The 23,760-nt window shown below is 48.6% G+C and carries 20 protein-coding genes; 8 read left to right on the top strand and 12 right to left on the bottom strand.

The features are described from left to right. Positions 1–19: 19 nt before the first annotated feature. The 4 genes from NBZ79_RS15905 to NBZ79_RS15890 form a co-directional block, all read right to left on the bottom strand. Complete coding sequence (locus tag NBZ79_RS15905; protein WP_251933531.1) at positions 20–751, bottom strand: phosphatase PAP2 family protein; 732 nt, start codon at positions 749–751, stop codon at positions 20–22. A 259-nt stretch (positions 752–1,010) separates the two neighbouring features. Then, complete coding sequence (locus NBZ79_RS15900; protein ID WP_251933530.1) at positions 1,011–1,904, bottom strand: Dyp-type peroxidase; 894 nt, start codon at positions 1,902–1,904, stop codon at positions 1,011–1,013. A gap of 51 nt (positions 1,905–1,955) precedes the next feature. Further along, the gene (locus NBZ79_RS15895; RefSeq protein WP_251933529.1) at positions 1,956–2,828 is read right to left on the bottom strand and encodes a mechanosensitive ion channel family protein; all 873 of its coding nucleotides are present in this window, start codon (positions 2,826–2,828) and stop codon (positions 1,956–1,958) included. 27 nt (positions 2,829–2,855) lie between these two features. Further along, positions 2,856–3,695 carry a hypothetical protein gene (locus NBZ79_RS15890; RefSeq protein ID WP_251933528.1) on the bottom strand — a complete coding sequence of 280 codons (840 nt, stop codon included), beginning with the start codon at positions 3,693–3,695 and terminating at the stop codon, positions 2,856–2,858. A gap of 186 nt (positions 3,696–3,881) precedes the next feature. On the opposite strand from NBZ79_RS15890, the gene NBZ79_RS15885 reads away from it, so the two are divergent. The 3 genes from NBZ79_RS15885 (at position 3,882) to NBZ79_RS15875 (ending at position 9,557) form a co-directional block, all read left to right on the top strand. Then, complete coding sequence (locus NBZ79_RS15885) at positions 3,882–5,036, top strand: MFS transporter (protein WP_251933527.1); 1,155 nt, start codon at positions 3,882–3,884, stop codon at positions 5,034–5,036. Between the two features lie 59 nt (positions 5,037–5,095). After that, a complete protein-coding gene (locus NBZ79_RS15880; RefSeq protein WP_251933526.1) occupies positions 5,096–6,238 on the top strand; it encodes a CaiB/BaiF CoA transferase family protein in 1,143 nt (380 codons plus the stop codon). Between the two features lie 88 nt (positions 6,239–6,326). Beyond that, positions 6,327–9,557 (top strand): coiled-coil domain-containing protein, encoded by a 3,231-nt coding sequence (locus NBZ79_RS15875; RefSeq protein ID WP_251933525.1) that lies wholly within the window; start codon positions 6,327–6,329, stop codon positions 9,555–9,557. A 30-nt stretch (positions 9,558–9,587) separates the two neighbouring features. Here NBZ79_RS15875 and NBZ79_RS15870 read toward each other — a convergent pair whose 3' ends face one another. Further along, positions 9,588–10,472 carry an SDR family oxidoreductase gene (locus NBZ79_RS15870; protein WP_251933524.1) on the bottom strand — a complete coding sequence of 295 codons (885 nt, stop codon included), beginning with the start codon at positions 10,470–10,472 and terminating at the stop codon, positions 9,588–9,590. 41 nt (positions 10,473–10,513) lie between these two features. Beyond that, positions 10,514–11,710: an MFS transporter gene (locus NBZ79_RS15865; RefSeq protein WP_251933523.1), complete on the bottom strand. Its 1,197-nt coding sequence runs from the start codon at positions 11,708–11,710 to the stop codon at positions 10,514–10,516. 159 nt (positions 11,711–11,869) lie between these two features. Between NBZ79_RS15865 and NBZ79_RS15860 the strand changes: the two genes are divergently transcribed. After that, entirely contained in the window at positions 11,870–12,238 is a 369-nt protein-coding gene (locus NBZ79_RS15860; RefSeq protein ID WP_251933522.1) for a DUF4870 family protein, read from the top strand. A 22-nt stretch (positions 12,239–12,260) separates the two neighbouring features. Here NBZ79_RS15860 and NBZ79_RS15855 read toward each other — a convergent pair whose 3' ends face one another. Then, complete coding sequence (locus tag NBZ79_RS15855) at positions 12,261–12,482, bottom strand: biotin/lipoyl-binding carrier protein (RefSeq protein ID WP_251933521.1); 222 nt, start codon at positions 12,480–12,482, stop codon at positions 12,261–12,263. 152 nt (positions 12,483–12,634) lie between these two features. Continuing rightward, positions 12,635–14,458, bottom strand: a complete 1,824-nt coding sequence (gene typA / locus NBZ79_RS15850; RefSeq protein ID WP_251933520.1) for a translational GTPase TypA — start codon at positions 14,456–14,458, stop codon at positions 12,635–12,637. 253 nt (positions 14,459–14,711) lie between these two features. On the opposite strand from typA, the gene NBZ79_RS15845 reads away from it, so the two are divergent. Continuing rightward, positions 14,712–15,884 carry a M20 aminoacylase family protein gene (locus NBZ79_RS15845; protein ID WP_251933519.1) on the top strand — a complete coding sequence of 391 codons (1,173 nt, stop codon included), beginning with the start codon at positions 14,712–14,714 and terminating at the stop codon, positions 15,882–15,884. 37 nt (positions 15,885–15,921) lie between these two features. Further along, positions 15,922–16,713 carry an enoyl-CoA hydratase gene (locus NBZ79_RS15840; RefSeq protein ID WP_251933518.1) on the top strand — a complete coding sequence of 264 codons (792 nt, stop codon included), beginning with the start codon at positions 15,922–15,924 and terminating at the stop codon, positions 16,711–16,713. Positions 16,714–16,747: 34 nt separating this feature from the next. Here the strand turns inward: NBZ79_RS15840 and dgcA are convergent, their stop codons facing one another. From dgcA to NBZ79_RS15820, 4 genes are all read right to left on the bottom strand, one after another. After that, entirely contained in the window at positions 16,748–17,734 is a 987-nt protein-coding gene (gene dgcA / locus NBZ79_RS15835; RefSeq protein WP_251933517.1) for an N-acetyl-D-Glu racemase DgcA, read from the bottom strand. After that, positions 17,734–18,732 carry an N-acetyltransferase DgcN gene (gene dgcN / locus NBZ79_RS15830; RefSeq protein WP_251933516.1) on the bottom strand — a complete coding sequence of 333 codons (999 nt, stop codon included), beginning with the start codon at positions 18,730–18,732 and terminating at the stop codon, positions 17,734–17,736. Before dgcN ends, dgcA begins: the two co-directional genes overlap by 1 nt. 40 nt (positions 18,733–18,772) lie before the next feature. Beyond that, positions 18,773–19,363, bottom strand: a complete 591-nt coding sequence (locus NBZ79_RS15825; RefSeq protein ID WP_251933515.1) for a gamma carbonic anhydrase family protein — start codon at positions 19,361–19,363, stop codon at positions 18,773–18,775. Between the two features lie 143 nt (positions 19,364–19,506). Then, the gene (locus NBZ79_RS15820; protein WP_251933514.1) at positions 19,507–21,291 is read right to left on the bottom strand and encodes a putative bifunctional diguanylate cyclase/phosphodiesterase; all 1,785 of its coding nucleotides are present in this window, start codon (positions 21,289–21,291) and stop codon (positions 19,507–19,509) included. Between the two features lie 247 nt (positions 21,292–21,538). Between NBZ79_RS15820 and NBZ79_RS15815 the strand changes: the two genes are divergently transcribed. Beyond that, entirely contained in the window at positions 21,539–22,429 is an 891-nt protein-coding gene (locus tag NBZ79_RS15815; protein ID WP_251933513.1) for a MurR/RpiR family transcriptional regulator, read from the top strand. Next, positions 22,426–23,757: an aspartate aminotransferase family protein gene (locus NBZ79_RS15810; protein WP_251933512.1), complete on the top strand. Its 1,332-nt coding sequence runs from the start codon at positions 22,426–22,428 to the stop codon at positions 23,755–23,757. The genes NBZ79_RS15815 and NBZ79_RS15810 overlap by 4 nt, the downstream gene beginning before the upstream one ends. Positions 23,758–23,760: the final 3 nt, after the last annotated feature.

Genomic DNA, 23,760 nt, shown 5'->3' with positions numbered 1-23,760 from the left:
TTTTTATTATTGATCCGTCTTATTCCCGTTTTAGCAAGCGCAAAAATATCCAGTCCCAAACATAACGCGACCAAACAAGTGTCGGCAGATTGGACATCCAGCCCAAAGCGATGAACAGCGCCATTCCGCCTCCAACCAGTTCGTCACTGAGCCAATGGGCCCCGGAAAAGAGCCGGGGAATGGAATACAGGATTCCAAAAATCAGAGTGAGAAAGGCCGTTCTTCTGTCTAGCAGCAGAAAAACCATCCCGACAAAGGAAAAGGCGGCGACAGCATGATCCCCTGGAAAGCTGTTTTTCGACTCCCATTTTGCATCAATCCAGGGAACAAGCTCATTGAGGAAAACGGCAGGCTTCAACACGAGTGTCGGGCTATGAAAATCGATGGATGGGAGTAGTATTTTTGAAATAAATACGACAACGATAACTGCGCCCCAGGTGACACTGGTCCTGGCTATGCGCTCCTTTAAATCATGATCACGTCCAGAGAAAACATACCATATGGTCGGCAGGAACATCAGGACCGCTCCAAGAATATCGTATGTTTTGGTATTTAGCGCAGCCCATAGAATAGCCCAGCTCTCATTCCAGAGTAAGGACCCGTTTAGCAAGTAAAAGGTAGCCGTACTAATTTTCAACCACATATCTGCAGTTACCGGCCATATCATCGAAGCCCCAATTAATGCAGCAATGGCGTGGCATGCTATTAGTCTATCAAGATGCCAATGTTCCGCATTGCTTGTCAGCTTCATGAAGAGTCCCCTCGTATATGTTGTTTGTCAGTAACTAAGGACGTGGTTCATTACCTTGATAACAACAGCTACTAGAATCGTAACTATAGTCGCCATATCCCTTAGGATTGGTTATCGAAAAATTTGCACAGGCTGTCACACTTAATAGCACGCCGAGTAAGAATATGTATTTCATGTCACAAAGTCCGCATTTGTAGTCTTATTGGCCGGTATGGTACCGATATTAAACAAATAAAGTAACCGGAAAACGTCTTCCGATCTATTTTCGCAGTGCCGCTAACTGGGCCGCAGGCGGTATGTACCAATAGGAGCCGGTTGCCGCTGTCGAAAATTCCGTCAATCTGTCCATGAGCCCGTCGTCAGTCTCACCGAACATGCGCTTTAATTGTATATCGTGTCTTTGCGTCTCTTTTGCAAATGATACAAAATAAAGTCCGTGTTCGCGCATGTTCCCGAACGGAGCACTGCGTCGGTAAACCTTTTGAGCAACACCGTCAATATCTACATCGGTTCGGCTGACATGTGAGGTCGGCGGCATTTCGTCGCCTTCAAGTTCCAGGTTCTCGTATTTTGTCCGGCCAACAATTTTTTCTTGTTCTGAAGTCGGGACGGATTCAAATTTATCGAGTTTGTGAACCCATTTCTGGGTGAGTAAAATAGAGCCGCCCGCCTTTGTAAGCGCTGCATCTGCACGTGCTTCATCTGTTTTCGGATTTGCCGTACCATCTTCGAACCCGATTAAATCGTGATCTTTTTTATATTTGAAACCGGTTATTTCAAGCTCAACATTACAAATGTTGGCGAGGCATTGGTAATGCAGACGGGCGCAATCAAAAACCTCATCTTCGTGACTACCATGTATCCAGAGAAATATATCGCGCTGTGTGGCTTCGGCTTTGTTGTCACCAGAGCCATGAGCAGTGAAATCAAGTAAATCAGATGGGGTATCTGTTCCGAAAAGAGATGTGGCAAGGGATCGCCCAAATCCCCATACTACGTGGGGGGCTTTCATTGTATTTTCCAAGTCACCTGTAAGTGCGCTGGCAATAGCTGTTTTCGCCTCGTCTAGCGAAACGCCGTCTTTTACAGTGAATTCCAGAAACCGGTTCTGAGTTGTACCTTCAATAAAAATAGCGGATTGTGCATTATCCATGTCTTTCAGCCTTTTGGAAAAGTATTCACATTTTGAAGAAATTGAAAAATATTAAAGAACAGGGGGTGGGGAGGATGAATTGTCTTCTGTCGACAGGGATGGCAGGATCATGCCCCCTGCTGCCATGGTCATTAAGTGGATTTCGTTGTTTTTCAAGGCTTCAAAAACGGACCCATTGACACTGTATCGGACTTGAAAATACTTTAGCCCCGGCGCCCAGACACGAATTCCGATGATAATGCCTCCGTAGGTAAAGTCCTGGATACCAACTTGGGGTGTTGGATCGTTCGCAATGCCGTCTATTTTCGAAAGCGTCGAACGGACCAATTGGATCACGCGATCCGTATCCGTATCTGCAGGGATGCAAAATTTCGTTTCGACAATTCGCAGTTCCATTGAATTGACAATCACTTGTCCGACAATTTCCTTGTTCGGGACTGCAATTTGCTCTCCGTCTTCTCCGGTCAAAAATGTAATGCCGAGTGTAATACGATCAACAACGCCGCTAACGCCATGAACAGTGATGACATTGCCCACGACAAAGGGACGTGTGATGATAATAGCAACACCCGCACCGAAATTTGATATTGGTCCCTGAAGCGCAAGAGTGGCGCCAAATGTAACAGCGCCCGCCAAGGCAATCAGGGGCGCGATACTGATGCCGAAATTTCCAAGTGTGATAATAATAAGAACGATTATGAGGATAAGCTTGACAGCGCTCCCCATAAACATTGAAAGAGTGACATCAATGTTCTTCGCCTGCGCGACGCCAGCGAGCCGATTGCCGATCCAGTTGATAACCAGCAATCCAACCAGTAAAAATACAAGAGCTCCGAGTATCTGGAATCCATACTCGATAGCAAAGTCCGTCAGGACGCCAATCCAAACGGAGACAGTTTCAATATTCTCGTTTACAGTTTCCATAATTGGCGCCCAAACGTCTTGTCTTTATTAATCACTCAGAAGCTTTTTAAGGGATTTTCCGGCCCCCTCAACAGCATCCGTTGCGCCTTTCGCGGCGTCCTTTGAAATTTCACCGGCTTTACCGGCAGCGGCGCCAACGCCAACTTTATTCGCAAGATCACCGGCATTGTCAAGTAAGGTGCCAATTGTTTTACCAATACCAAGATCCGTCACAACAGCCATGGCTTTTCCAGAAATTTCATTCATTAACTGGGCCGCTACTTCGTCAGGGCTGGCGCCACCTTCGCTCTTGCCAATATCCTTCATATGGATATCAGGTAGATTTCCTTCTACTTTCTGGTTGAGAAGAACCGGCGCTTTCACGGTAACTTTTCCGCCGTTAATATAGATATTATCGATAATAATTTTCGGACCTTCTTCGGAGCTGGCTTCTTCCTTTTGTTCGCCGCCACCTAAGCCGTTCTCTTTCATGAAGGTGTCTACATTTTTCTTGATTTCATCAAGATTGTTTGTTGTTTCGTTCACTTCATAGGTTATGGCTGGTTGCTCAATCCGGATTTCCGTGATGTGAATAAGTTTGTCATTCGTATTCGGGATATCAACATTGACAGCTACCGTGTTGAACTGAACTGCATTGGCTTCATTAAATCCACTGGGATTAGCAACGCTGAAACCTTTTAAGGCACCTTTGCCGCTGGTCAGGTCAAGGTCAACCTCGTCAAGAACCACATCTGTCTGAGTTACTTCGGAACCATATTTTTCGACAGCCGCAATAATGATTTTATCGAGATTGAAATAGAAAACACCTGCGACCACCGCTATAATAATAACGACTACCGCAACTATACCTCCAATTATTTTTCCCATAACTTTATGCCCCTTGTTTAGAATTAAGGAAATCTAATCTTAAGTTGTTGATTAAGCCAGACTAAGCCCGTTTACGCAATGGGATTTTGGGTGCGCTTTACTCCGAAAATTGGTTGCCCTAAGATTAGAGGACTATAACGTCTTGGAAAGCTACCTTATTTGCCGACATTTATTGCAAGCGACAGAATGTTGGCCGCCAGGCTGGCACCTTTTTATTTTACCTTGTTTCTTATTGTAGGTTTTCAACTTCCCTTCTGGCCGGTGTGGCTATCTCATAAGGGCCTAAGTCTTGAACAAATTGGTATTGTTATTTCGGCGCCTGTTTGGATTAAAATCGCGTTCATCCCGATATTTGCAAGCCTGGCTGACCGTTTGGGCCGACGGAAGGCACTGCTTTTAATTCTGTCAGCAATTTCACTTTGTTTATATCAGCTGTATTTTGCTGTAGATGGCTTTTGGCAAATTCTCGCCCTGGGATTGGTTATCGGCGTCTTCATTTCACCCTTTACAACCCTAGGAGATAATCTGGTTCTGACCTTGGCACGTACTCACAAGATCGATTATGCGCGCATTCGCTTGTGGGGATCCATATCCTTCATTTTGGCCTCCGTCGGAGGTGGCTGGCTTCTGGAAGGCCGGTCACCTGACTATATCCTCAAGGTTATTGTCATATCAGCAGCTTTATTATTTCTGTGCTGCCTGCTCCTTCCGGAAACAAAATCGCAAAACCCTAAAAGGGAACGTAAAGGTCTCCGCCGCCTTTTGAAAAACAGACGCTTCATGGCATTCCTGGTGACGGCAGGGCTGATTCAAGCCAGTCATGCGGTATTATACACGTCGGGTACCCTTCAATGGCAACAGCAAGGAATTTCGGACACGGCGATCGGTTTGTTATGGGCAGAAGGCGTAATAGTTGAGATCATTCTTTTTGCCCTGGCCCATCGCTTTCTTAAACGGTTTTCCCCCATTCAGCTGTTGTTACTAGGAGGTTTTGCGGGTTTTATCCGGTGGCTGGTCATGGGATTTGAACCGGGCTTTGATTTTCTACTGCTGTTACAGGTTCTTCATGGATTTACTTTTGCCTCTGCGCATCTGGGGGCAATGCGCTATATATCGGAGACCATTCCGCTGGAGATATCGGCGAGAGCCCAAGGCCTGTATTCGGCTATTTCTGTAGGCTTGATTATGGGGGCAAGTTTATTTTTATCCGGCTACTTATTCAAATTCTTCGCTGCTGGCGCTTATTTTTTTATGGCAGGTGGGTGCTTCTTGGCACTGATCATTGGAGCAGGCATTTTGCATTACGCGCGAACCAGCCGTTATTCAAGGGATGACAGGTAAGGTTGGATGAGGTTAAAATAAACAAAATTGTTCAGGTCTAAATAAGAAAAGGAAAAAAAATGGGACCGTTAGCCGGCTATAAGTTTGTTGAAATGGGGGGCATTGGCCCAGGGCCAATGTGCGCGATGCTGCTCGCTGATTTGGGGGCGGAAATTGTCCGTATTGACCGACTGGTTGACTCCGGATTGGGAACAGCCACTAATCCCAAATTCAGTTTGTTGATGCGCAGTCGCCGTTCCATCGCAGTCGATACGAAAACCGAGGCAGGGCGGGAGCTCATTCTCGATCTTATCGAACAGGCAGATGGCCTGATTGAAGGATTTAGACCTGGTGTGATGGAGCGACTTGGACTGGGTCCAGATGTGGCGCTCGCTCGTAATCCAAAGCTGGTTTATGGCCGGATGACGGGCTGGGGGCAAGAGGGTCCCATGGCGAAAGTCGCAGGCCATGACATCAATTATATTGCGCTTTCCGGCGTTTTGCATGCTATTGGCCGTGAAGGCGAAGCTCCGGTCCCTCCCTTAAACCTTGTCGGTGATTTTGGCGGCGGTGCCCTGTATCTGGCACTCGGGCTGGTCAGCGGCATCCTTGAAGCCCAGAAATCAGGCAAAGGCCAGGTTGTCGATGCGGCAATGGTCGATGGTGCGGCTTCCTTGATGACGACTTTCTTTGGCCTAATGGCTGCCGGCAACTGGAAAGATGAACGTGGTGTCAATATCCTTGATACGGGCGCTCATTATTATAACGTATACGAGACAAAAGATGGCAAGCATGTTTCGATTGGCTCCATAGAAGCGAAATTCTATGTTCAACTTCTCGAATTGACGGGGCTGGATAAGGAAGATTTACCGCCACAAATGGATAATGCCAGCTGGCCGATGTTTAAAGCCAAGCTTGAAGCCGTGTTTAAGACGAAAACCCGAGATGAATGGGATGCGATCATGGGCGGCACTGATGTCTGCTATGCACCGGTCCTTTCCATTTTGGAAGCGACCGAGCATGAGCACAATGCCCATCGACAGACTTTTGTAAAATATGATGACGTTCTGCAACCCGCACCAGCACCGAGATTCAGCCGGACTGTTGCCGAAATTCAAGGCCCACCCTGTTTGCCGGGCGAACATACCAATGAAGCAATGCTCGATTGGGGGGTATCCCAGGAAAATATCGACAGTTTACGGGCGAGTGGTGTCATAAAATAGCGGCATTGCCGCATTTTCGACGCATTTGAAAACTTGACGTATTGTTGATTTTGCAGGACTCTCACCCGGTTATTTAAGGGGAGATGTGATGTTGCATAAACATCCTGATACAGGAAAGAGTAGTGAGCAAGAAGAAGCTCCGTTGGTTTTGGGGCAATATGAGGAGAAAGCTGCGATAAAACGGCGCTCCAACAGCTCAATACTTTTTGCTGGACTCGGCATTTTGGCTACCATTTTGTGGTTGGTAGCCATCGGTTACTTCGTTCAATCGAGAATCGGTTGGACGAATATTGCCCAGACACCTCCCATTGACTTGGGTTTAATCTCACTTGGCGCTTTTGCTCCTCTTGCTTTTGTTTGGATTCTACTCGGATATTTTCACCGTGGTCGCGAGGCGACGCTGAAAGGCGAGGCACTTGACTTTTTGATGAGTGAATTGGGCTATCCCAGCCCGGAAGCGGAAGCACGTGTCGCGAGTTTGACATATAGCCTTCAGCAGCAAAGCCGCGAGGTACAACAGGAAACAGAACGCGCGGCCGCCAGCATAGAGAAAGCTGGCGATGGATTGGACAAGCAAGGCACGGCGGCAAAAAAAGCAACGGAAGATTTACTTGGCACCTCCGATCGGCTGGCGAAAGAGCTGGAGATACGATCAGGAAAATTGGCCACCCTCATTGACCAGGTTGAAGGGCAGGGTAAGCAGCTTGATACAGCCATCACTCTGCAAACCCAGAACCTGAAAGAAGCTGCGGATGATTCTGAAACGCGTAGTGAAGCTGTGCAGGCTGCTTTGGGCAAACAAATCTCGGCGTTAAAAGATGCAATTCGCGTCGCGGATGAAAAGTCCCAGGACATTACTCATATTCTGGAAGAAACCAGTCAAAAGATTTTTACGAACGCCACGGAAACACTTGAACAAACGGAAAAAGCGACAGATTCGCTGGGCCAGCAAATCAAGGGTTTGGAAGATGCAACAACAAAGGCTAGATCCCGAATAGATGAGGGCGTCGTACAGTTCAATAAACAAGGTGAGGAAATCCTTGAGGTTTCTCGTAAAACAACGACAGAAATTGCCAAAACAACGGATATGCTGCTACAGGGAACAACTGACCTGAGTATATCGAGTGATGAAGGTGTAACCCGTCTGAATGCCCTTCGAAACACACTTCTTTCCAGTGCAACGGATGTGGAAAACGTAATTGGCCAATTACAGGAACAACAGGTAAATGCCTTGAAATCCGCCAAGGATTCTGAGACCGGCATCGTTGAATCGACACATCAACTCCAGACGAATGCGGAACAATTGGCAGTGAAGGCTTCGGCGACAACAGACCAGATGGTCCAGGCAAGCGAGAAATTGCGAAATGAGTCCGGCCAGCTTGAGGAGGTTCTGAAAGCGACAGAACTAAACATGGTTGATATTGATGGAACGCTTCAAAAGGGTCGCCAGCTTCTAGATGCAGCCGGTGAAAAATCACTAAGAAACGCGGATCAGCTGGGTGAAAAATTGGCAACCCATGCGGCGTCACTCACCCAAGCATCAGAGACCACTGGTGAGCAGACAACATTTATTCAAGAGCAATTGCGCGATCAAATCGGTGCGCTCGAAACAGCATCACAGCAAATTCTCAAAATGTCGGAGGATATTAGCGCCCAATTGGAACAAGATGTTGACATGCTTGGAAAAGCCGCGGAGACGACCAACACGCAAATCGACCATGTGGGGCAAGCCTTCCAACGCCAGGCCGATAGCTTGCGTCAAACATCGGATACGGTATCCGGACAGTTGCGCGAAGCAAGCGAAGATATCCGCCGTGAAAGCGGTGATGTGGAAATGAGCGCGGATAAAATGACAAGATCCCTTGCTTCCGCCTCGGCAGAGCTTGAGAAACGTCAAAAAGAAATTGCCTCAACAGCTGATCAAACACAGAACAAGCTGTCGACGGCCATTGAAGATGCCATACGCTATCATCAGGATTTCATGGCAACAGCGGAACGCGCATCGCTTCAGGCACGCCAGTCTGGAGAAGCGGCTCATTCGCAAACTGCCGAACTTGCAAAAACAGCGGAGAGAGCGTCGGCGGAACTGCGCGCCATGGGCGATCAAGCAACGGATCATGTGGAACAGTTAAATCTGGCGGCATCGAAAGCCGAAAATCAAGGGGGCCGACTGGCAGATGTTACCCGGTCGTCCCTGGCGAATATCAATGAGGCAAGTGGATCTGCAAAAGTTCATATGGAGGAACTCGCCGATATTTCCATTCGTGCCAAAGAGCATGCGGAAGCTATGGAAGAGATCCTGCAAAAAGAAACGGCTGCCCTTTCCGACATCGCCAAGCAGCTTACCGATCAGGTCGAATCTGTCGATGGCACCTTGACCGATCGTTCCGCATTGCTGGACGAGACGGTTGAAAAAGCGAACCTTGCCGGTGATAGCTTCCAGAAAAAATCCCTTGAATTCGCGCGCGCCAGTGAATTGATGATCAGGGGTATCAAATATGCAGACAATGCCCTTGAAAAGCATAAGAAAGGTATCGATGAAACGCGGCGGAGTATCCATGCGGATTTGGATTTAGTATCAGAAAAAATAACCGAAGCGAGCAATCAAGTAAAAGAGACCGGATCGGAAGCCGCAACCCTGTTTTATGGGCGCGCCAAAGATCTGATTGAATTTACCTCGCAAGCGAATGAAAATGCGCGGTCGTTATCGGAGCAGTTTGAATCCCAGCATAAACGACTAACTCTGTCCGTCTCACAAGTCGAAAACACATTGCAAAAATCCGCGGGAATTCTGCAAGAAGAAAGTAAAAACTTCCAGACGGCCGCGGAAAAAGCGGCCGAAGAGGCCCTGATGTCAGGTCTTAAGATCGAGAAACAGACGGATGAGCTGACGAAAGCGGGAGAAAAAGCCAACCAGCTTGCTGAAAAAATAATGCAGAATAAACGGACTGTTCAAAATGAGCAGTTCATGAAATCGTCCGGTTTTGTATTGGATAACCTGAATTCCCTTACCATTGATCTGGGACGTATTCTGGATAGTAATCTGTCCGATGATTTGTGGCGGCGGTACCGTAAGGGGGAGAAGGGTATCTTTACCCGGAAACTCCTGAAGTCCAAGGACGCGGAAAAAATCCGTTCAAAATATAGGGATAACGGAGAATTCCGTCGATATACCGATCAATATGTTTCTGAATTTCGGGAAATCATGACGGAAGCTGGATCTGTAGAGCATTCGGAACTGTTATCGGATGCCTTTATCACAGCGGATGTCGGCAAAGTTTATTTGCTGTTGCAGGAAGCTCTCGACGGTCTGGAGTAAGACCGCCGAGATTTTTCTGCGGATAGTTTCCTATCCCCGCTTTTTCTTGTCTTTCTCGTTTGCCGTTTCGATCTGGCCCCTTATGCCGACCCAGTCCTCATCGGTCAGCTGGCCAAGTTCGCCATAGTTTCCAGCGCTGTTCAACCATTGGCCACCGTCAATCGCAATGACCTCGCCGTTAATATAGGTGCATTCATCTGCCATCATAAAAGTCGCGAGATTGGCTAATTCGGAATGCTCTCCGGTACGCCGCAATGGAATTTTATCTGTTCCTTTTCCTGGCAATGTATCGCCATAACTGCCTTTTGGTCGAAGTCGCGCCCAGGCACCTTCGGTGGGAAAGGGTCCAGGTGCGATGGCATTCAGTCGAATTCCTTTTGGCCCCCATTCCACGGCAAGGCCCTGGGTCATCGCCTTCACCCCTGCCTTGGACATGGCGCTGGGCACGACATAAGCTGACCCGTTCCAGATCCAGGTCGTAACGATGGACAGAACATTCCCGCTTCGTCCTTCTGCAATCCAACGCTTGCCGCAGGCGTTCGTCATATAAAATGTACCGTGAAAAACAATATTGGCGATGGCATCAAAGGCTCGGGAACTTAGATCTTCAGTACGTGAAATGAAATTCCCCGCAGCATTATTGACGAGAGAATCCAGCGGCCCGCTTAGCCAGATTTCGTCGACCATTTCCTCGATTGCGTCCGGGCTGCGGATATCCACATGAAAGGTTGAGATTTTACCGCCGGTTTCCTCGTTTAGCTCAGCTGCGGTTTCATCCAACACAGATTTTCGGCGGCCACATATGATAACTTCCGCCCCGACTTCCAGGAATCCGCGTGTCATGGTTTTTCCAAGTCCAGTTCCGCCGCCAGTTACAAGGATGCGTTTTCCCTTTAAAAGGTCTTCTTTAAACATCAGTATTTCTCCTTCTTTGAAAGCCCATGGCTTTCGGGCCACTATGACGTGGCTTCTTTTGGTTTTTTATCGAGCTTAGTGTAAACCGCCCTCAAGAGCAGGGCCAGAAAAACAAAACAGATAGCGCCGCCAATTAAAAAAGGTGCATCAAAATGGACATAGTCAAAAAGGATACCGGCCCAGAGCGGACCGGCAACCCGGCCAAATCCGGAGGCTGTGTTGGCAAGACCCAACGTGCTGCCCTGTTGCCCTTTTTGAGCCGCCAGGCTTATTAGGCTGGATTGCGTCGGCGTCAATATGCCGATACCAAACGTGATGAGCGTTGTTGCAATGATGAATATCCAGACTGTGCCGGACAGGAAGGTGAGAAGTAATCCGCCGCCAAGGAGCGATAAACCAACCACCACTAATCTTCTTGATCCAAGATGTCTGGTCAGAGGGCCTATTAATCCACCCTGCATGATCACAATTAATATTCCGATATAGGCAAAGCAGTATCCTAAATCACGGGGCGTCCAGTCGAATGTTCGGGCTGTCCATAAGGGGAAGAGGATTTCAACCTGACTGAACACGAAACTGACGATAAAAAAGATGCCAATCAACCAGACAACAACCGGGGAGGACAAGATAAGCTTTATCTTCTGCCGCCAATCGAGTGTAGAGGATTCTCTGGAAGCGGCCTTGTCTTCGGCAGAAACAGATTCCTTTACCGTAAAAATTGCCATAGCAAGCCCCAGAAACGAAAGGCCGGCCGCAACATACATAGGAGTTTGAAAATCTGGATTTGCTGGATCCGTTCCGACCAGCAATCCGCCGAGTGCCGGGCCGGTTACAAATCCCAGTCCAAAAGCGGCGCCAACCATGCCCATGCCTTTTGCGCGGGTTTCCGGCGTTGTGATATCCGCTATTATGGCCTGGGCGACAGAGATCTTTCCAGAGGCGATACCACTGATACAACGGGCAAGAATTAACGCTGTAAAGGTTTCTGCAAGGCCAGTCCATAAATAGGCAATCGCACTTAACAGCATGCAGGCAAGAAAAATCGGGCGGCGACCCCATCGATCGGAAAGATGACCCCAAATATAGGAAAAGATCAATTGAAAGAGGGAAAATGCGGCGGCAAGCCATGTGACCATAAAGGGACTGGCACCATAATGCTCCGCGTAAAAAGGAAGCAATGGAATAACAATGCCGAAACCAACAAGATCAAGAAATATAGATAGAAAAACAGCCAGCATAGTTTATGTACCAGTAAAAATTTGCCCGATCTTAACGAACTGGTATTAGGATTGCGAGCTGGAGATACTGCACTTGATAGGATATTTTTTACTTTAGTGCGCTTCGTTACTAGATTAAATAAGAGATAACGCTGAATTAAGGGCATGAAGGATCAGTTGATGGATGAAACAACGCAAACACCGCAAGAAATGAAGAGCGACAAAGGTGCCGCTAAAATGGCACAGATCATCTATTTTTTATATTTGGCGACCCTTGTGATCCAGATTGCTCATTTTGTTGGCGCCGTGATGGCCTATTTGAACAAGGATGAAAATTCGCCTTGGATCGAAACGCATTTTCAATATCAGATAAGAACTTTCTGGATGTATACTCTCTATCTGATAATAGCGGCGGTTACGGCTTTCGCCGGCGTCGGTGTCTTTGTGTTCCTATGTGCTGCTGTTTGGCTGGTTATTCGCTGTGCAACAGGCATGAAGTATCTTTACCGCGAGCAGGCAGTTCCAAACCCGACGACCTGGTTATGGTAAATTCCTATGGGGTATGGAAGCGCTAGGCTTCCAGTCTTGCGATAACCTGACCTTCTTTGACCGGATCGCCTTCAGCCACCAGAATTTCTGCGATGGTTCCATCGTCCGGCGCCAAAACTGGAATTTCCATTTTCATGCTCTCCAGAATGACAACAGGCTCATCTTCTTCAAGCTCTTCGCCTACTTCAGCTTCGATTTTCCAGACTTTTCCCGTAATTTCCGAGATTACATCGACCAGCGCCATCTTTGCCTCATTCTATTCTTGTTGTTATTAACACAAGCTCGTACCTGCTGTGACGATATGTTTCCACAAGATGTCAAAGAACGCCACCGTTAATTTATGGCATTTTAGTTTTTAGTCGTAGAGCGGTGGATTGCGTAAACCGAAATCCCGGTTTACGACGCAATCTTTGTACGAGAAGCTTTCTTGCGCTCATGTGGATCAAGATGCAATTTACGCAGCCGGATGAAATTCGGCGTGACTTCCACCAGTTCGTCATCGTCGATATAGGCGATTGCCTGCTCAAGTGTCATTTTCCGCGGTGTCGTTAAACGTACGGCTTCGTCTGAGCCTGAGGCACGGATGTTTGTCAGCTGCTTGGCCTTTAAGGCGTTTACTTCAAGGTCATTGGGACGATTATGCTCGCCAAGGATCATGCCTTCATAGACGTCGACACCGCTCCCGATAAAGAAGAAACCGCGGGCCTCCAGGTTCCAAAGCGCAAAAGAAACGGACTTGCCGGTGGAATTGGCGATAAGAACACCATTGCGACGTCCGGGGATGGTTCCCTTATGGGGCACATAGGAATCGAATAGGCGGTTCATGATGCCTGTCCCACGGGTATCGGTAAGGAATTCACCGTGATAACCGATTAAACCGCGTGTCGGGCAAAGGAAGGTGATACGTGTTTTTCCGCCACCGGAGGGCCGCATATCCGTCATCGTCCCTTTGCGCAGAGCAATTTTTTCAACTACCACACCGGAAAATTCATCGTCTACATCTACCACGACTTCTTCTTGTGGTTCTAATGTCTGGCCGGTCGTTTCGTCTTCGCGGAACAGCACGCGGGGTCGGCTGATGGAAAGTTCAAAGCCTTCACGGCGCATTGTTTCGATCAATACACCGAGCTGCAATTCGCCACGGCCCGATACTATGTAGGCGTCTGCCTCGGCGCTGTCTTCAACGCGAATGGATACATTGCCTTCAATTTCTTTCATCAGGCGTGACCGAATAACCCGGCTTTGCACTTTGTCGCCATCACGGCCAGCAAGCGGCGATGAATTGATCGCAAACGTCATGGAGATAGTGGGCGGATCAATAGGCTGCGCTTCAAGTGGTGTTGTTTCTTCTGGGGTCCCGATAGTGTCAGCAACGGTCGTCTTGACGAGGCCGGAAATCGATACGATGTCACCGGCGCGGGCTTCAGAAATCGTTTCCCGCTCCAGCCCGCGGAACGCCATGATCTTGTTGGCGCGGGCATCTTCGACTTTGCCACCCTCACGGCCGAGGCCTTTGACAGGATCATTGGTTTTCAGCACACCGCTCTCAACACGGCCTGTCAGCAGGCGGCCAAGATAGGGATTGGCTTCGATAGTTGTGACAAGCATCCGAAATGGCGCATCTTCATCAACCTTCGGTGCCTCAACATGTTTGACGATCAGGTCAAAAAGAGGATGTAGATTTTCTCTTGGCTCATCCAAGTCTGTCGCGGCCCATCCCTCTTTGGCAGAGGCATATAATACGGGGAAATCCAGTTGGTCTTCGTTGGCATCAAGTGCCACCAGCAGATCAAAGCACTCATCCAGAACTTCATCGGCGCGCGCATCTGGCCGGTCGGCCTTGTTTATAACAACAATTGGCTTGAGGCCGAGACCCAGTGCTTTTTGCGTTACAAACTTCGTTTGCGGCATTGGACCTTCTGCAGCGTCAACCAAAACCACGACACCGTCTACCATGCTCAGGATGCGTTCAACTTCACCACCGAAATCTGCGTGACCTGGTGTGTCGACAATGTTCAGGCGATAACCTTCCCATTCCACAGACGTACATTTGGCAAGAATAGTGATCCCGCGCTCACGCTCCAGGTCATTGCTGTCCATAGCCCGTTCGGCCACTTGTTGATTGTCCCTAAACGTACCGCTTTGCTTGAGCAAGCCGTCCACAAGAGTTGTCTTCCCATGATCAACATGGGCGATGATCGCGACGTTCCGAATTTCCATGATTTTAGTACTTCATTCTCTATAAAAAGCGCGCGCAATATAGCACTGTTTCTGCGATTAGCAAGGAATGCTTTTCGCAACTGCACACAAGATATCCTCATATAGTTTAGAAAAATGAAATTAAAAGTTTATTGCTGCCTAATTTGATCAAAAATGGGAATAAATAATTGGATGCCGGTGAGCTGTTATTGCCATGACATGTAAAGGATGGCACCATGTTTGAAAACCAACAAAAGGGATATTGGAACAGGGCATGGCCATTTATAACCGGATCGCAGAAATTCACGATGAAATGCAGGTATGGCGGCGAGATATTCACCAACATCCTGAGCTTTGTTTCGAAGAGCAACGCACCGCTGAAATCGTAGCGGAGAAACTCCGTTCATTTGGGCTTGAGGTTCACGAAGGGATCGGCGTGACCGGTGTTGTCGGTGTGCTCAAAGGGCAGGGTGATAGTACCAGATCCATCGGCATCCGGGCTGATATGGACGCATTACCAATGCAGGAGCTTAATGATTTCGATTACAAGTCCACAATTGATGGAAAAATGCATGCATGTGGCCATGATGGACATACAGCGATCCTGTTGGGAGCAGCAAAATACCTGGCGGAGAGCCGAAATTTTGATGGCACGGTGAATTTTATTTTCCAGCCCGCGGAAGAAGGCGGCGGCGGAGGGGACGCCATGGTCAAGGATGGATTGTTCGATCGCTTTCCCTGTGACGGAGTTTATGGCCTGCATAATCAACCCGGCATGCCACGAGGGACAGTTAATATTCGCTCCGGACCGCTGATGGCGTCCGCAGATACTGCGGTATTGACTGTTAAGGGGAAGGGTGGACATGCGGGCTATCCGCATCTGACAATTGATCCGATTGCGGCGGCGGTTCAGTTACATGTGGCGATGCAAACCATCGTTGCCCGGAATGTAGGGCCCGTCGATAATGCCGTTGTCAGTGTTACGATGTTTGAAGCAGGTACGGGCAGTAACATAATTCCGCAAGAAGCTAAGCTTACCGCTTCCATTCGGACATTAACGGCAGAGGTGCGCGATCTTGTGGAAAATCGGGTTCGTGACATCTGTAAAGGTATCGCACAAACCCACGGCGTAGAGATTGATGTGGATTACGCACGCGGATACCCAAGTACAGTTAATCACGAGAAGGAAACCTACATCGCCGCGAAAGCTGCTGCAGAAGTGGTCGGTCCGGCGAATGTCGATACCGATACACCCGTCCGTATGGGCAGTGAGGATTTTGCCTATATGTTACAGGCTTGCCCCGGTGCCTATATGTTTTTGGGGACGCAGGATGACACCCATTTCCACTCCGTGCACCATCCAGAATATGACTTTAATGATGAGGTGCTGTCCATCGGCGCAAGTTTGTGGGCGAAACTTGTCGAGCAACAAATGCCTAGATCCTGAATAACGACTTTCAGATAACTATAAAAGGAAAAAGAATATGTCTGATGATCTACTTGAAACCATTGAAGATGGTGTCGCCACCGTCACCATGAACCGACCGGAAGCGCGTAACGCTTTTACTGCTGATATGATGGAGGGCCTGACGGAGGCGTTCAACCGTCTTGCCGCTGATACGTCAGTACGGGTTGTCGTTTTGACCGGCGCGGAAGGTGCCTTCTGTGCCGGAGGCGATGTTAAAAGTTTCGCTGCCAATGCCGGGGCCAAGGTAAATCTGGACGCGCGTATTCTGGATTTACGCAATCGTATGGATGTTAGCCGGTTGCTTCATGAGATGCCGAAACCTACCCTGGCAGTTATACCTGGCCCTGCTGCAGGCGCTGGTTTCTCCCTCGCCATGGCCTGCGATATGCGTATTGCTGCGGACACAGCGAAAATCACGACCGCTTTTTCGAAAGTAGGGTTGTCCGGTGATTTTGGCGGCTCGTTCTTCCTGACGAAACTGTTAGGGGCTGCCAAGGCACGTGAATTGTATTTCACCGGCGAAGTGCTTTCCGGCAAAGAGGCGGCAGCCATAGGTATGGTTAGCAAATCTGTGCCTGATGCGGAATTGCCTGAAGCAGCTGCAACTATGGCCAGACATCTCGCCAGCTTACCGACAGTCGCCGTTGGTTATATGAAGAAAAACCTCAACACAGCGTTAGAGGGGAGCCTTAGCGATGTTTTGGACTGGGAGGCCACAAATATGGTTCGCTCGTTCGAGACTGAAGATCACCAAGGCGCTGCGAAAGCTTTTGTTGAAAAACGGGCACCGGTTTTTAACGGTCGGTAACAGTATGGCAGCGGTGCAATCATCGCTGCCAATTTCACCCCCATAAAGATGCAGACGGTGGATGCATGATACTGCCGTCAAAATGAATACCGTTTTCTCGATCCCCAGCCAAAAGCAGGGGTCCATCCAAATCAACAAACCGAGCGAAACTACCTAAAAACATTGCTGGCGCCATTGCCAGACTGGTCCCTACCATACAACCAACCATGACACCGAGACCGAATCCTCGTGCGGCTTCCGCCAGTAAAAGAGCTTCTGTCAAGCCTCCGGTTTTGTCGAGCTTGATATTGATGTAATCATAGAGCCGGGCAACATCATCAAGAGTCGCGGTGTCATGGGCGCTCTCATCTGCACAGATAGGAACCGGTCGATTGAGCTCGGCCAAAACACTATCTTTGCCAGCTGGTAGGGGTTGCTCAATAAGTTCAACGCCCAGATCAGCCATTCTCGGTGAAAAGTCTTCCACCATTTCCGGCGTCCAGGCTTCATTGGCATCTACGATCAGGCGGGTTTTTGGGGCATAGCTGCGAACGGCGGTAACCCGCTCTATATCCAGCTCACCGCCCAGTTTCAGTTTCATTAAGGGTCGATGCGCTTGGGCTTTAGCTGCAATGCCCATGTTTTCGGGTGTATCAAGTGACAGCGTATAAGCCGTAATTGTCAATCCTGGCTCAGCGATATTGGCGAGGGTGGCAACAGATTTTCCAGTGAGCTTTGCCTCCAGATCCCATAACGCACAATCAACGGCATTGCGTGCAGCGCCTGGCGGCATGATCGTTAGTAACCCTTCTCTGGTCAGACCATCTTCGATAAAATGGCGGGCGGCGGAAATCTCATCCAAAACCGAGCGCTGGCTTTCACCATAGCGCGGATAAGGAACGCACTCCCCGTGCCCGGATTTTCCATCTTCTGTAATTGTGACATGAACAATATCAGCGCTGGTTTTTGCGCCGCGACTGATACGGAAACTTCCGGCGATAGGCCAGCTTTCCGATTGAGCCGTTATCTGACGACTGCTCATTATATATTGTCTACGATGGCTTTGGTGCCATGAGAATAAGGATCAGTGCAAGGTAGATTTAGCTCCGCTTCCAATTTTGCCAAATAGCTCTGGATTTCAGATTTTTCGAGTCCGGAAGTGTTTACACAGACACCAACAAAACGTGCGTTTTTGTTCGTCAGCTGCGCATTTTTCAAATTCAGGTCAATACATTCCTGTAATCCCGGGAGGGGATGGTGCGGGATGCCGCGCATATGTGTGCGTGTGGGCTCATGGCACAGAACCAGAGCATCAGCCTGAGCGCCATGGATTAGCCCGAGGCTAACACCGGCGTAGGAAGGATGGAAAAGAGAGCCCTGACCTTCAATAATGTCCCAATGGTCTGACTCGTTATCCGGCGACAACTCTTCGACTGCACCTGAGATAAAGTCGGCGACAACAGCATCAATGGAAATGCCGGTCCCGGCAATAAAGATGCCGGTTTGCCCGGTCGCGCGAAAATCCGCTTTCCATCCACGGGATCGCATTTCTTTTTCAATGGCAAGTGCCGTATACATTTTACCGACAGAGCAATCCGTCCCGACTGCAAGGAGGCGCTTACCGTTCCGTGGTTCCCCTTTACCGGTCGCAATATCATGTGTCGGATGGCGAACATCAAACAGCGATGCATTGTTGCGATCAGCAGCTTCCCTGATTTCAGGGAGATCCCCTAGCCGGATATGCAAGCCACTTGCGACATCCATTCCCTTATCAAGGGCTTCAACGATTTTTGCTGTCCAGTGAGCTGGTAGAAAACCCCCGGAATTAACGATACCAATAATCAGCGTTTTCGCTCCGGCGGAGATGGCCTCATCAATGGATAAATCCTTGATCCCCAAGTCGGCGACGCAACCATCCAGTCGCAACTGCCCCACGCACCATTCCGGGCGCCAGTCAACAATCCCTTGTGCCGTTTTGGCGCCCAACTGGTCTGGGACATCTCCCAAGAACATAAGGTATGGATTTTGCATTTCGCTCATTTGGCCTCCAAAAAAGGTAAAATTTGGGTAATGTCGTTAATCATGCTGATTGCTCAAGCGTTTTCTGTTCTGCTGTCAGCCTCTCAATTTCCCGATGAAGGGCTTCAGAATTTTCCTTGGAGGCCCATTCACGATGTTCACCTTTTGCATAGGCGAGTGCATTGCGATAATACATAAAGGCATTCAGTCGACATTTTATATAGTTATTATAGGTACGTACAACTTTCCCCGGTGTACCCATCACGATTGAATTGTCGGGGATTACAGTGTTCTCTTTCAGGAAAGTATGTCCGGCGACAATACAGTTATCTCCAATTACACAGCCATCCATGATGGTGGTATTTATACCAATAAGGCAGTTGTCGCCGATTTTGCAGCCATGGATTGTGCAATGATGGGTAATTGAACAATGAGAGCCGATAATGCTGCCGGTTTCTTCGCCCACATGGATCATACAAAAATCCTGAATGTTAGTGTATTCTCCAATCACGACATTTTTTGATTCGGCGCGAACAACGGAATAGGGCCACATTGAAGCGCCCTTCCTGATTTCGACTTTTCCATACACGAGCGCTGTCGGATGTAGATAAGCTGCGTCGTCGATCGTCACGTCCGGTCCAAATTGCGACATCTGATACTCCTGTTCTTATTTTTTTAGAGAAATCTGTTGTTTGTCAGATATCCGTTACGATAGCGCTAGACAATTGCTGGCGGTCGCACCGATTTTATCAGGGGTGTCGATGTCAGGTCAAACAGATGTTAACGGGAAGGTTATTAAAAGTCCTGTTGCCAAGGCTGATCAGATAACCATTCAGAAAAAGCCTCAACATCGATCGGACGGCTCATATAGTAACCTTGGCCGATATCACAGCCCAATTCCTTGAGGCTGTTCCACAGATTTATGTCCTCGATGCCTTCTGCGACAACGGAAAGGTCGAGATTACGTGCGAGATCAAGAAGTGTTCGAACGATGACAGCATCATCCGCAACTGTGTTCATATTTAGAACGAAGCTTTTATCAATTTTAATTTCATCTACCGGCAGTTTGCGAAGGTAAGCAAGGGAGGTATAGCCGGTCCCAAAATCGTCAATTGAAACCCGGACCCCCATATCATGCAGGGAAATAACGACTTCGCTTGCCCGCACAACGTCCGAAATAATAGCGCTTTCGGTTATTTCCAGTTTTAGCAGATCGGCGGGGAAACCGGTTTTCGACAGTAACTTTGCGACTGTATCGGGGAAAACCGGATTATGGAGTATCAGGGCTGAAATATTGACGGAAACATACAGGCGGGTTCCTTTTGACAGCCATCTGCTTCCTTGTTCGATTGCGGCTTTCAAGACCCAGCGTGTCAGCGCCTCAATGGAGCCGGAATTTTCGGCCAAGGGAATAAAACTATCCGGAAACAACATGCCCTTGTCGGGATGCTGCCATCTGACCAGTGCTTCCACACCAATTACTTCGCGATCTTTCATGCGAACCATTGGTTGATAATGCAGGCGTAGTTCATCGGATTCAATCGCTTGCGGTAGTTCTTGCGCGAGACGAAGCTGTTCCTGTCTCTCTAGATCGTCTTCTTGGGTATAGACCATGAAGCGTGTCTTATCGCGTTTTGCGGAATATAGGGCGGACATGGCTTTATGCAGAAGCTCATCAGGGCTGTCCGATGTTTCCAAAGTTGCTATGCCAAGTGTTGCGCTTATATCGGTTTTTTGGCCGTCAATGAGGTAAGCTTTGCGTAACTCATGAGACAGACGTACTGCAACGGTGGTATGAGCAGGGCCTATATAGTCGCCTTCCGTGACCAATAAGGCGAATTCGTCATCGCCCAGGCGCCCAACGATTGAGTTATCGGGGGCAAAGCGGAATAACCGCTTGGCAACAGTTTTTAATACTTCGTCACCGAAATCGTGACCGCGACTTTCATTGAGTCCCTTGAAACTGTCGAGGTCGAGAATAATGAGAAACGCAGGCATTTTTAATTTATGCGCCTGTTCAATGGCTTGCGCCATTTTCAAACGAAACTTCCGGCGACTGGGCAGGGCGGTGAGGGGGTCTTCTTCGATGAAGGCGGAAAGTTCCGTTTCCAGATGGACTGCGCGATTTTTGACTTTGCACAATCGATCTGCGTTGTAGAGTGCTGTTTCCAGGCGGCTGGCCGTTAGCTCTGTCGTTGCAATATTGTCAAAGGCACCTTGACGTAAATGATGCAGGGATCCATCAATCACAACAGTTGGTACAAACGGGGGGCGAGACGTGGCAATTTGTATTGCTTCTTCGTATTCGATGATCTCGTCCGTTCCATCGATGATAATACAGTTGAAGGCGCCAGATTTGATCTCTTGCGCGGTACTTTCGTCAAATTGAGTTTGATGGGTGGTGACAACGAGATTGATTTGGTCGCAAAAATCCTGAATTCGGTTTCCGGGCTCCAAAACAAGTAAACGCATCTGACTATAATTCAGGCGCAGTATTTTGCGGCTTGTCGCAGGTGCTTTATGTCTTTCGGTTTCCGGCAATCCTTTGGAATGCGTTGATGCCAAACCTCTTGAAGTCAATGATTTATTCTCAATAAAGTTACTCGTCTACCCAAGTCGCTACAATTGTTGCAGCCACCCTTACTGGTTATATAGGGCATACTGTAAAGAAGGGGTTAATTTCTCTAAAATTGAGCTGGTTGAATTTGGCCGGAATTAATATTGAATCAAATGAATCATTATTGAAAAAAAAGATTCATTTGTTGCAAAACGCATTTGGCTCTATTAGTGTCCCGTTTACAGGAAGTTTTAGGCTGTTAATGCGAAGATGTCAGAAACCCAAATTGATATACTAAAAGTTATCGAGGCAAGATTTGACGGGCTAAGTCCCCAATTGCGTGTTGCAGCGCGTTTTGCGTTGGATAGTCCGGACCGAATGGCTGTGCACTCCATGCGGGAAGTTGCGAGCCAGGTGAATGTTTTGCCTGCAACCATGGGCCGGTTGGCTATCCGACTTGGGTTTAATAGCTATACGGAATTCAGAAACCGGTTCAGAGACCGTATTCTACCGGAAACCGGAACATATGCAGCGCGAGCACGGCGGCTGCAGATGCGCAATTCGGCGACGGTCAGTTCCGTTTTTCTCAAAGAAATGGCCGAAACGGATACGGATAATATTGAACGTAGTTTTTCCCAATCAGAGGAGGGCGCTTTTCAAGCGGCCGCAGGAAGTCTGATTGAAGCGGAGAAAATATATGTTGTCGGCCTTCGAAAATGCTTTCCTGTAGCCTATTTCTTCCACTACGCAACTCGACTTTTTTTTCCGACAGCCCAGTTGCTCGAGGGCAAAGCCGGATTGTTTGGTGAAGAAATCTCAGCCATTGGAAGTAAAGATGTATTGCTGGCGGTAGCATTTGATCCCTATACCAAAGAAACGGTACAAGCGGTTAATGCAGCTCATCATGTCGGCGCCAAGGTCATTTCCTTGACAGACAGCAATGTTTCTCCCTTGGCCGAGCGTGCCACACATTTGTTTCTGGCGGCGAATCGCAGCCCCTCATTTTACCGATCGCTTGTTGGCGCTATGGCACTTGCACAAGCGCTGGTGGCGGCTGTGGTCAATGAATTGGGACCGGTTGCCGTACAGAAGCTTGAGGTTTCTGAACTCAATCTCCGTAAGAGCTATACCTATTGGAATAAAGGCAAACAAGATCAATGACTCACGTGATTCATCGTAATCCAAAAGCGAATTATCCCGTCGCTGCAAGTGGTGAGGGGCCCTATATTATTGATGACGCAGGAAAAAAATACTTTGACGCGGGCGATGCCGCTGTCTCCTGTCTGGGGCATAGCAATGATAGTGTGGCCAAAGCCATGAAAGCCCAGATCGACAGTATTTCCTTTACGCATAGCGGGTTTTTCACTAACCCGGCAATGGAAGGACTGGCAACATTTCTGGCGGGTAAGGCACCGGGCGATTTGAACCATGTTTTTTTTGTATCTGGTGGCTCGGAGGCGGTCGAATCTGCGTTAAAGCTGGCCCGGCAATATTTTCTGGAGAAAGGGGAACCATCGCGGACACGATTTATTTCGCGACGTCAAAGTTATCACGGCAACACCCTTGGCGCATTATCCGCTGGTGGCAATCTATGGCGGCGGGAGCCGTTTGCGCCGTTGCTATTGCCGGTTGATCTAATTTCCCCTTGCTATGAATATCGTGGTCGGCGTGATGATGAAACGGATTGGGAGTTTGGTCAACGCACGGCTGATGAACTGGAAGCCGCATTAATGGCGCAAGGGCCAGAAAATATCTGCGCCTTTATCTGTGAGCCCGTGGTTGGTGCCACATTGGGGGCAGTTCCGGCAGTGGCGGGATATTTCACCCGTATCCGTGAAATTTGCGATCAATATGGAGTATTATTCATCGCTGACGAAGTGATGTGTGGCATGGGGCGCACTGGTAGCCTTTTTGCTGTAGAACAGGAAAATATTGTGCCAGATATTCTGGTCATGGCGAAAGGTCTTGGGGCCGGATACCAACCCATCGGTGCGATGATGTGCACCGACGAAATATACAACGCCATTGTCGACGGTTCCGGGTTTTTCCAGCATGGTCATACTTATCTGGGTCACCCCGTTGCGTGCGCTGGCGCGCTGGCAGTCCAGCAATATATTGAAGACAATGATTTACTTTCCAACGTGCAACTGCGCGGCCAGCAGCTTCGTGAGGGACTGATGGCACGCTTTGGCAATAATGCGTGTGTTGGAGATATCCGTGGGCGTGGTTTATTTCAAGGGATGGAAATTGTTGCAGACCGTCTGACTAAGGAACCATTGGATCCGGCTTTAAAAGTTCACGTAAAAATTAAGGCCGCCGCAATGGATGAAGGTTTGATGTGTTATCCCATGGGAGGCACCATTGACGGACATAGAGGCGATCACGTTCTGCTCGCTCCGCCGTTTATTGTCGATGAATCCCATGTCGACGAAGTTGTATCAAAATTGGGCCGTGCAGTTGACGCGGTTCTTCAAAGTGTGAAGGCGTAACAG

It is taken from the genome of Sneathiella marina (genome assembly GCF_023746535.1).
GTDB lineage: Bacteria > Pseudomonadota > Alphaproteobacteria > Sneathiellales > Sneathiellaceae > Sneathiella > Sneathiella marina.
The sequence above is the reverse complement of the archived record's forward strand: the minus strand, read 5'-3'. Positions and strand labels throughout refer to the sequence as shown.

What these genes read in the sequence shown, in the direction of transcription:
- NBZ79_RS15895 (WP_251933529.1), bottom strand. Translation starts at nt 2,828, where the DNA reads ATGGAAACTGTAAACGAGAATATTGAAACTGTCTCCGTTTGGATTGGC.
- dgcA (WP_251933517.1), bottom strand. Translation starts at nt 17,734, where the DNA reads ATGAGCAGTCGTCAGATAACGGCTCAATCGGAAAGCTGGCCTATCGCC.
- NBZ79_RS15880 (WP_251933526.1), top strand. Translation starts at nt 5,096, where the DNA reads ATGGGACCGTTAGCCGGCTATAAGTTTGTTGAAATGGGGGGCATTGGC.
- NBZ79_RS15840 (WP_251933518.1), top strand. Translation starts at nt 15,922, where the DNA reads ATGTCTGATGATCTACTTGAAACCATTGAAGATGGTGTCGCCACCGTC.
- NBZ79_RS15825 (WP_251933515.1), bottom strand. Translation starts at nt 19,363, where the DNA reads ATGTCGCAATTTGGACCGGACGTGACGATCGACGACGCAGCTTATCTA.
- NBZ79_RS15860 (WP_251933522.1), top strand. Translation starts at nt 11,870, where the DNA reads ATGGATGAAACAACGCAAACACCGCAAGAAATGAAGAGCGACAAAGGT.
- NBZ79_RS15900 (WP_251933530.1), bottom strand. Translation starts at nt 1,904, where the DNA reads ATGGATAATGCACAATCCGCTATTTTTATTGAAGGTACAACTCAGAAC.
- NBZ79_RS15875 (WP_251933525.1), top strand. Translation starts at nt 6,327, where the DNA reads ATGTTGCATAAACATCCTGATACAGGAAAGAGTAGTGAGCAAGAAGAA.
- NBZ79_RS15815 (WP_251933513.1), top strand. Translation starts at nt 21,539, where the DNA reads ATGTCAGAAACCCAAATTGATATACTAAAAGTTATCGAGGCAAGATTT.
- NBZ79_RS15845 (WP_251933519.1), top strand. Translation starts at nt 14,712, where the DNA reads ATGGCCATTTATAACCGGATCGCAGAAATTCACGATGAAATGCAGGTA.
- NBZ79_RS15890 (WP_251933528.1), bottom strand. Translation starts at nt 3,695, where the DNA reads ATGGGAAAAATAATTGGAGGTATAGTTGCGGTAGTCGTTATTATTATA.
- typA (WP_251933520.1), bottom strand. Translation starts at nt 14,458, where the DNA reads ATGGAAATTCGGAACGTCGCGATCATCGCCCATGTTGATCATGGGAAG.
- NBZ79_RS15810 (WP_251933512.1), top strand. Translation starts at nt 22,426, where the DNA reads ATGACTCACGTGATTCATCGTAATCCAAAAGCGAATTATCCCGTCGCT.
- NBZ79_RS15855 (WP_251933521.1), bottom strand. Translation starts at nt 12,482, where the DNA reads ATGGCGCTGGTCGATGTAATCTCGGAAATTACGGGAAAAGTCTGGAAA.
- dgcN (WP_251933516.1), bottom strand. Translation starts at nt 18,732, where the DNA reads ATGAGCGAAATGCAAAATCCATACCTTATGTTCTTGGGAGATGTCCCA.
- NBZ79_RS15865 (WP_251933523.1), bottom strand. Translation starts at nt 11,710, where the DNA reads ATGCTGGCTGTTTTTCTATCTATATTTCTTGATCTTGTTGGTTTCGGC.
- NBZ79_RS15905 (WP_251933531.1), bottom strand. Translation starts at nt 751, where the DNA reads ATGAAGCTGACAAGCAATGCGGAACATTGGCATCTTGATAGACTAATA.
- NBZ79_RS15870 (WP_251933524.1), bottom strand. Translation starts at nt 10,472, where the DNA reads ATGTTTAAAGAAGACCTTTTAAAGGGAAAACGCATCCTTGTAACTGGC.
- NBZ79_RS15885 (WP_251933527.1), top strand. Translation starts at nt 3,882, where the DNA reads ATGTTGGCCGCCAGGCTGGCACCTTTTTATTTTACCTTGTTTCTTATT.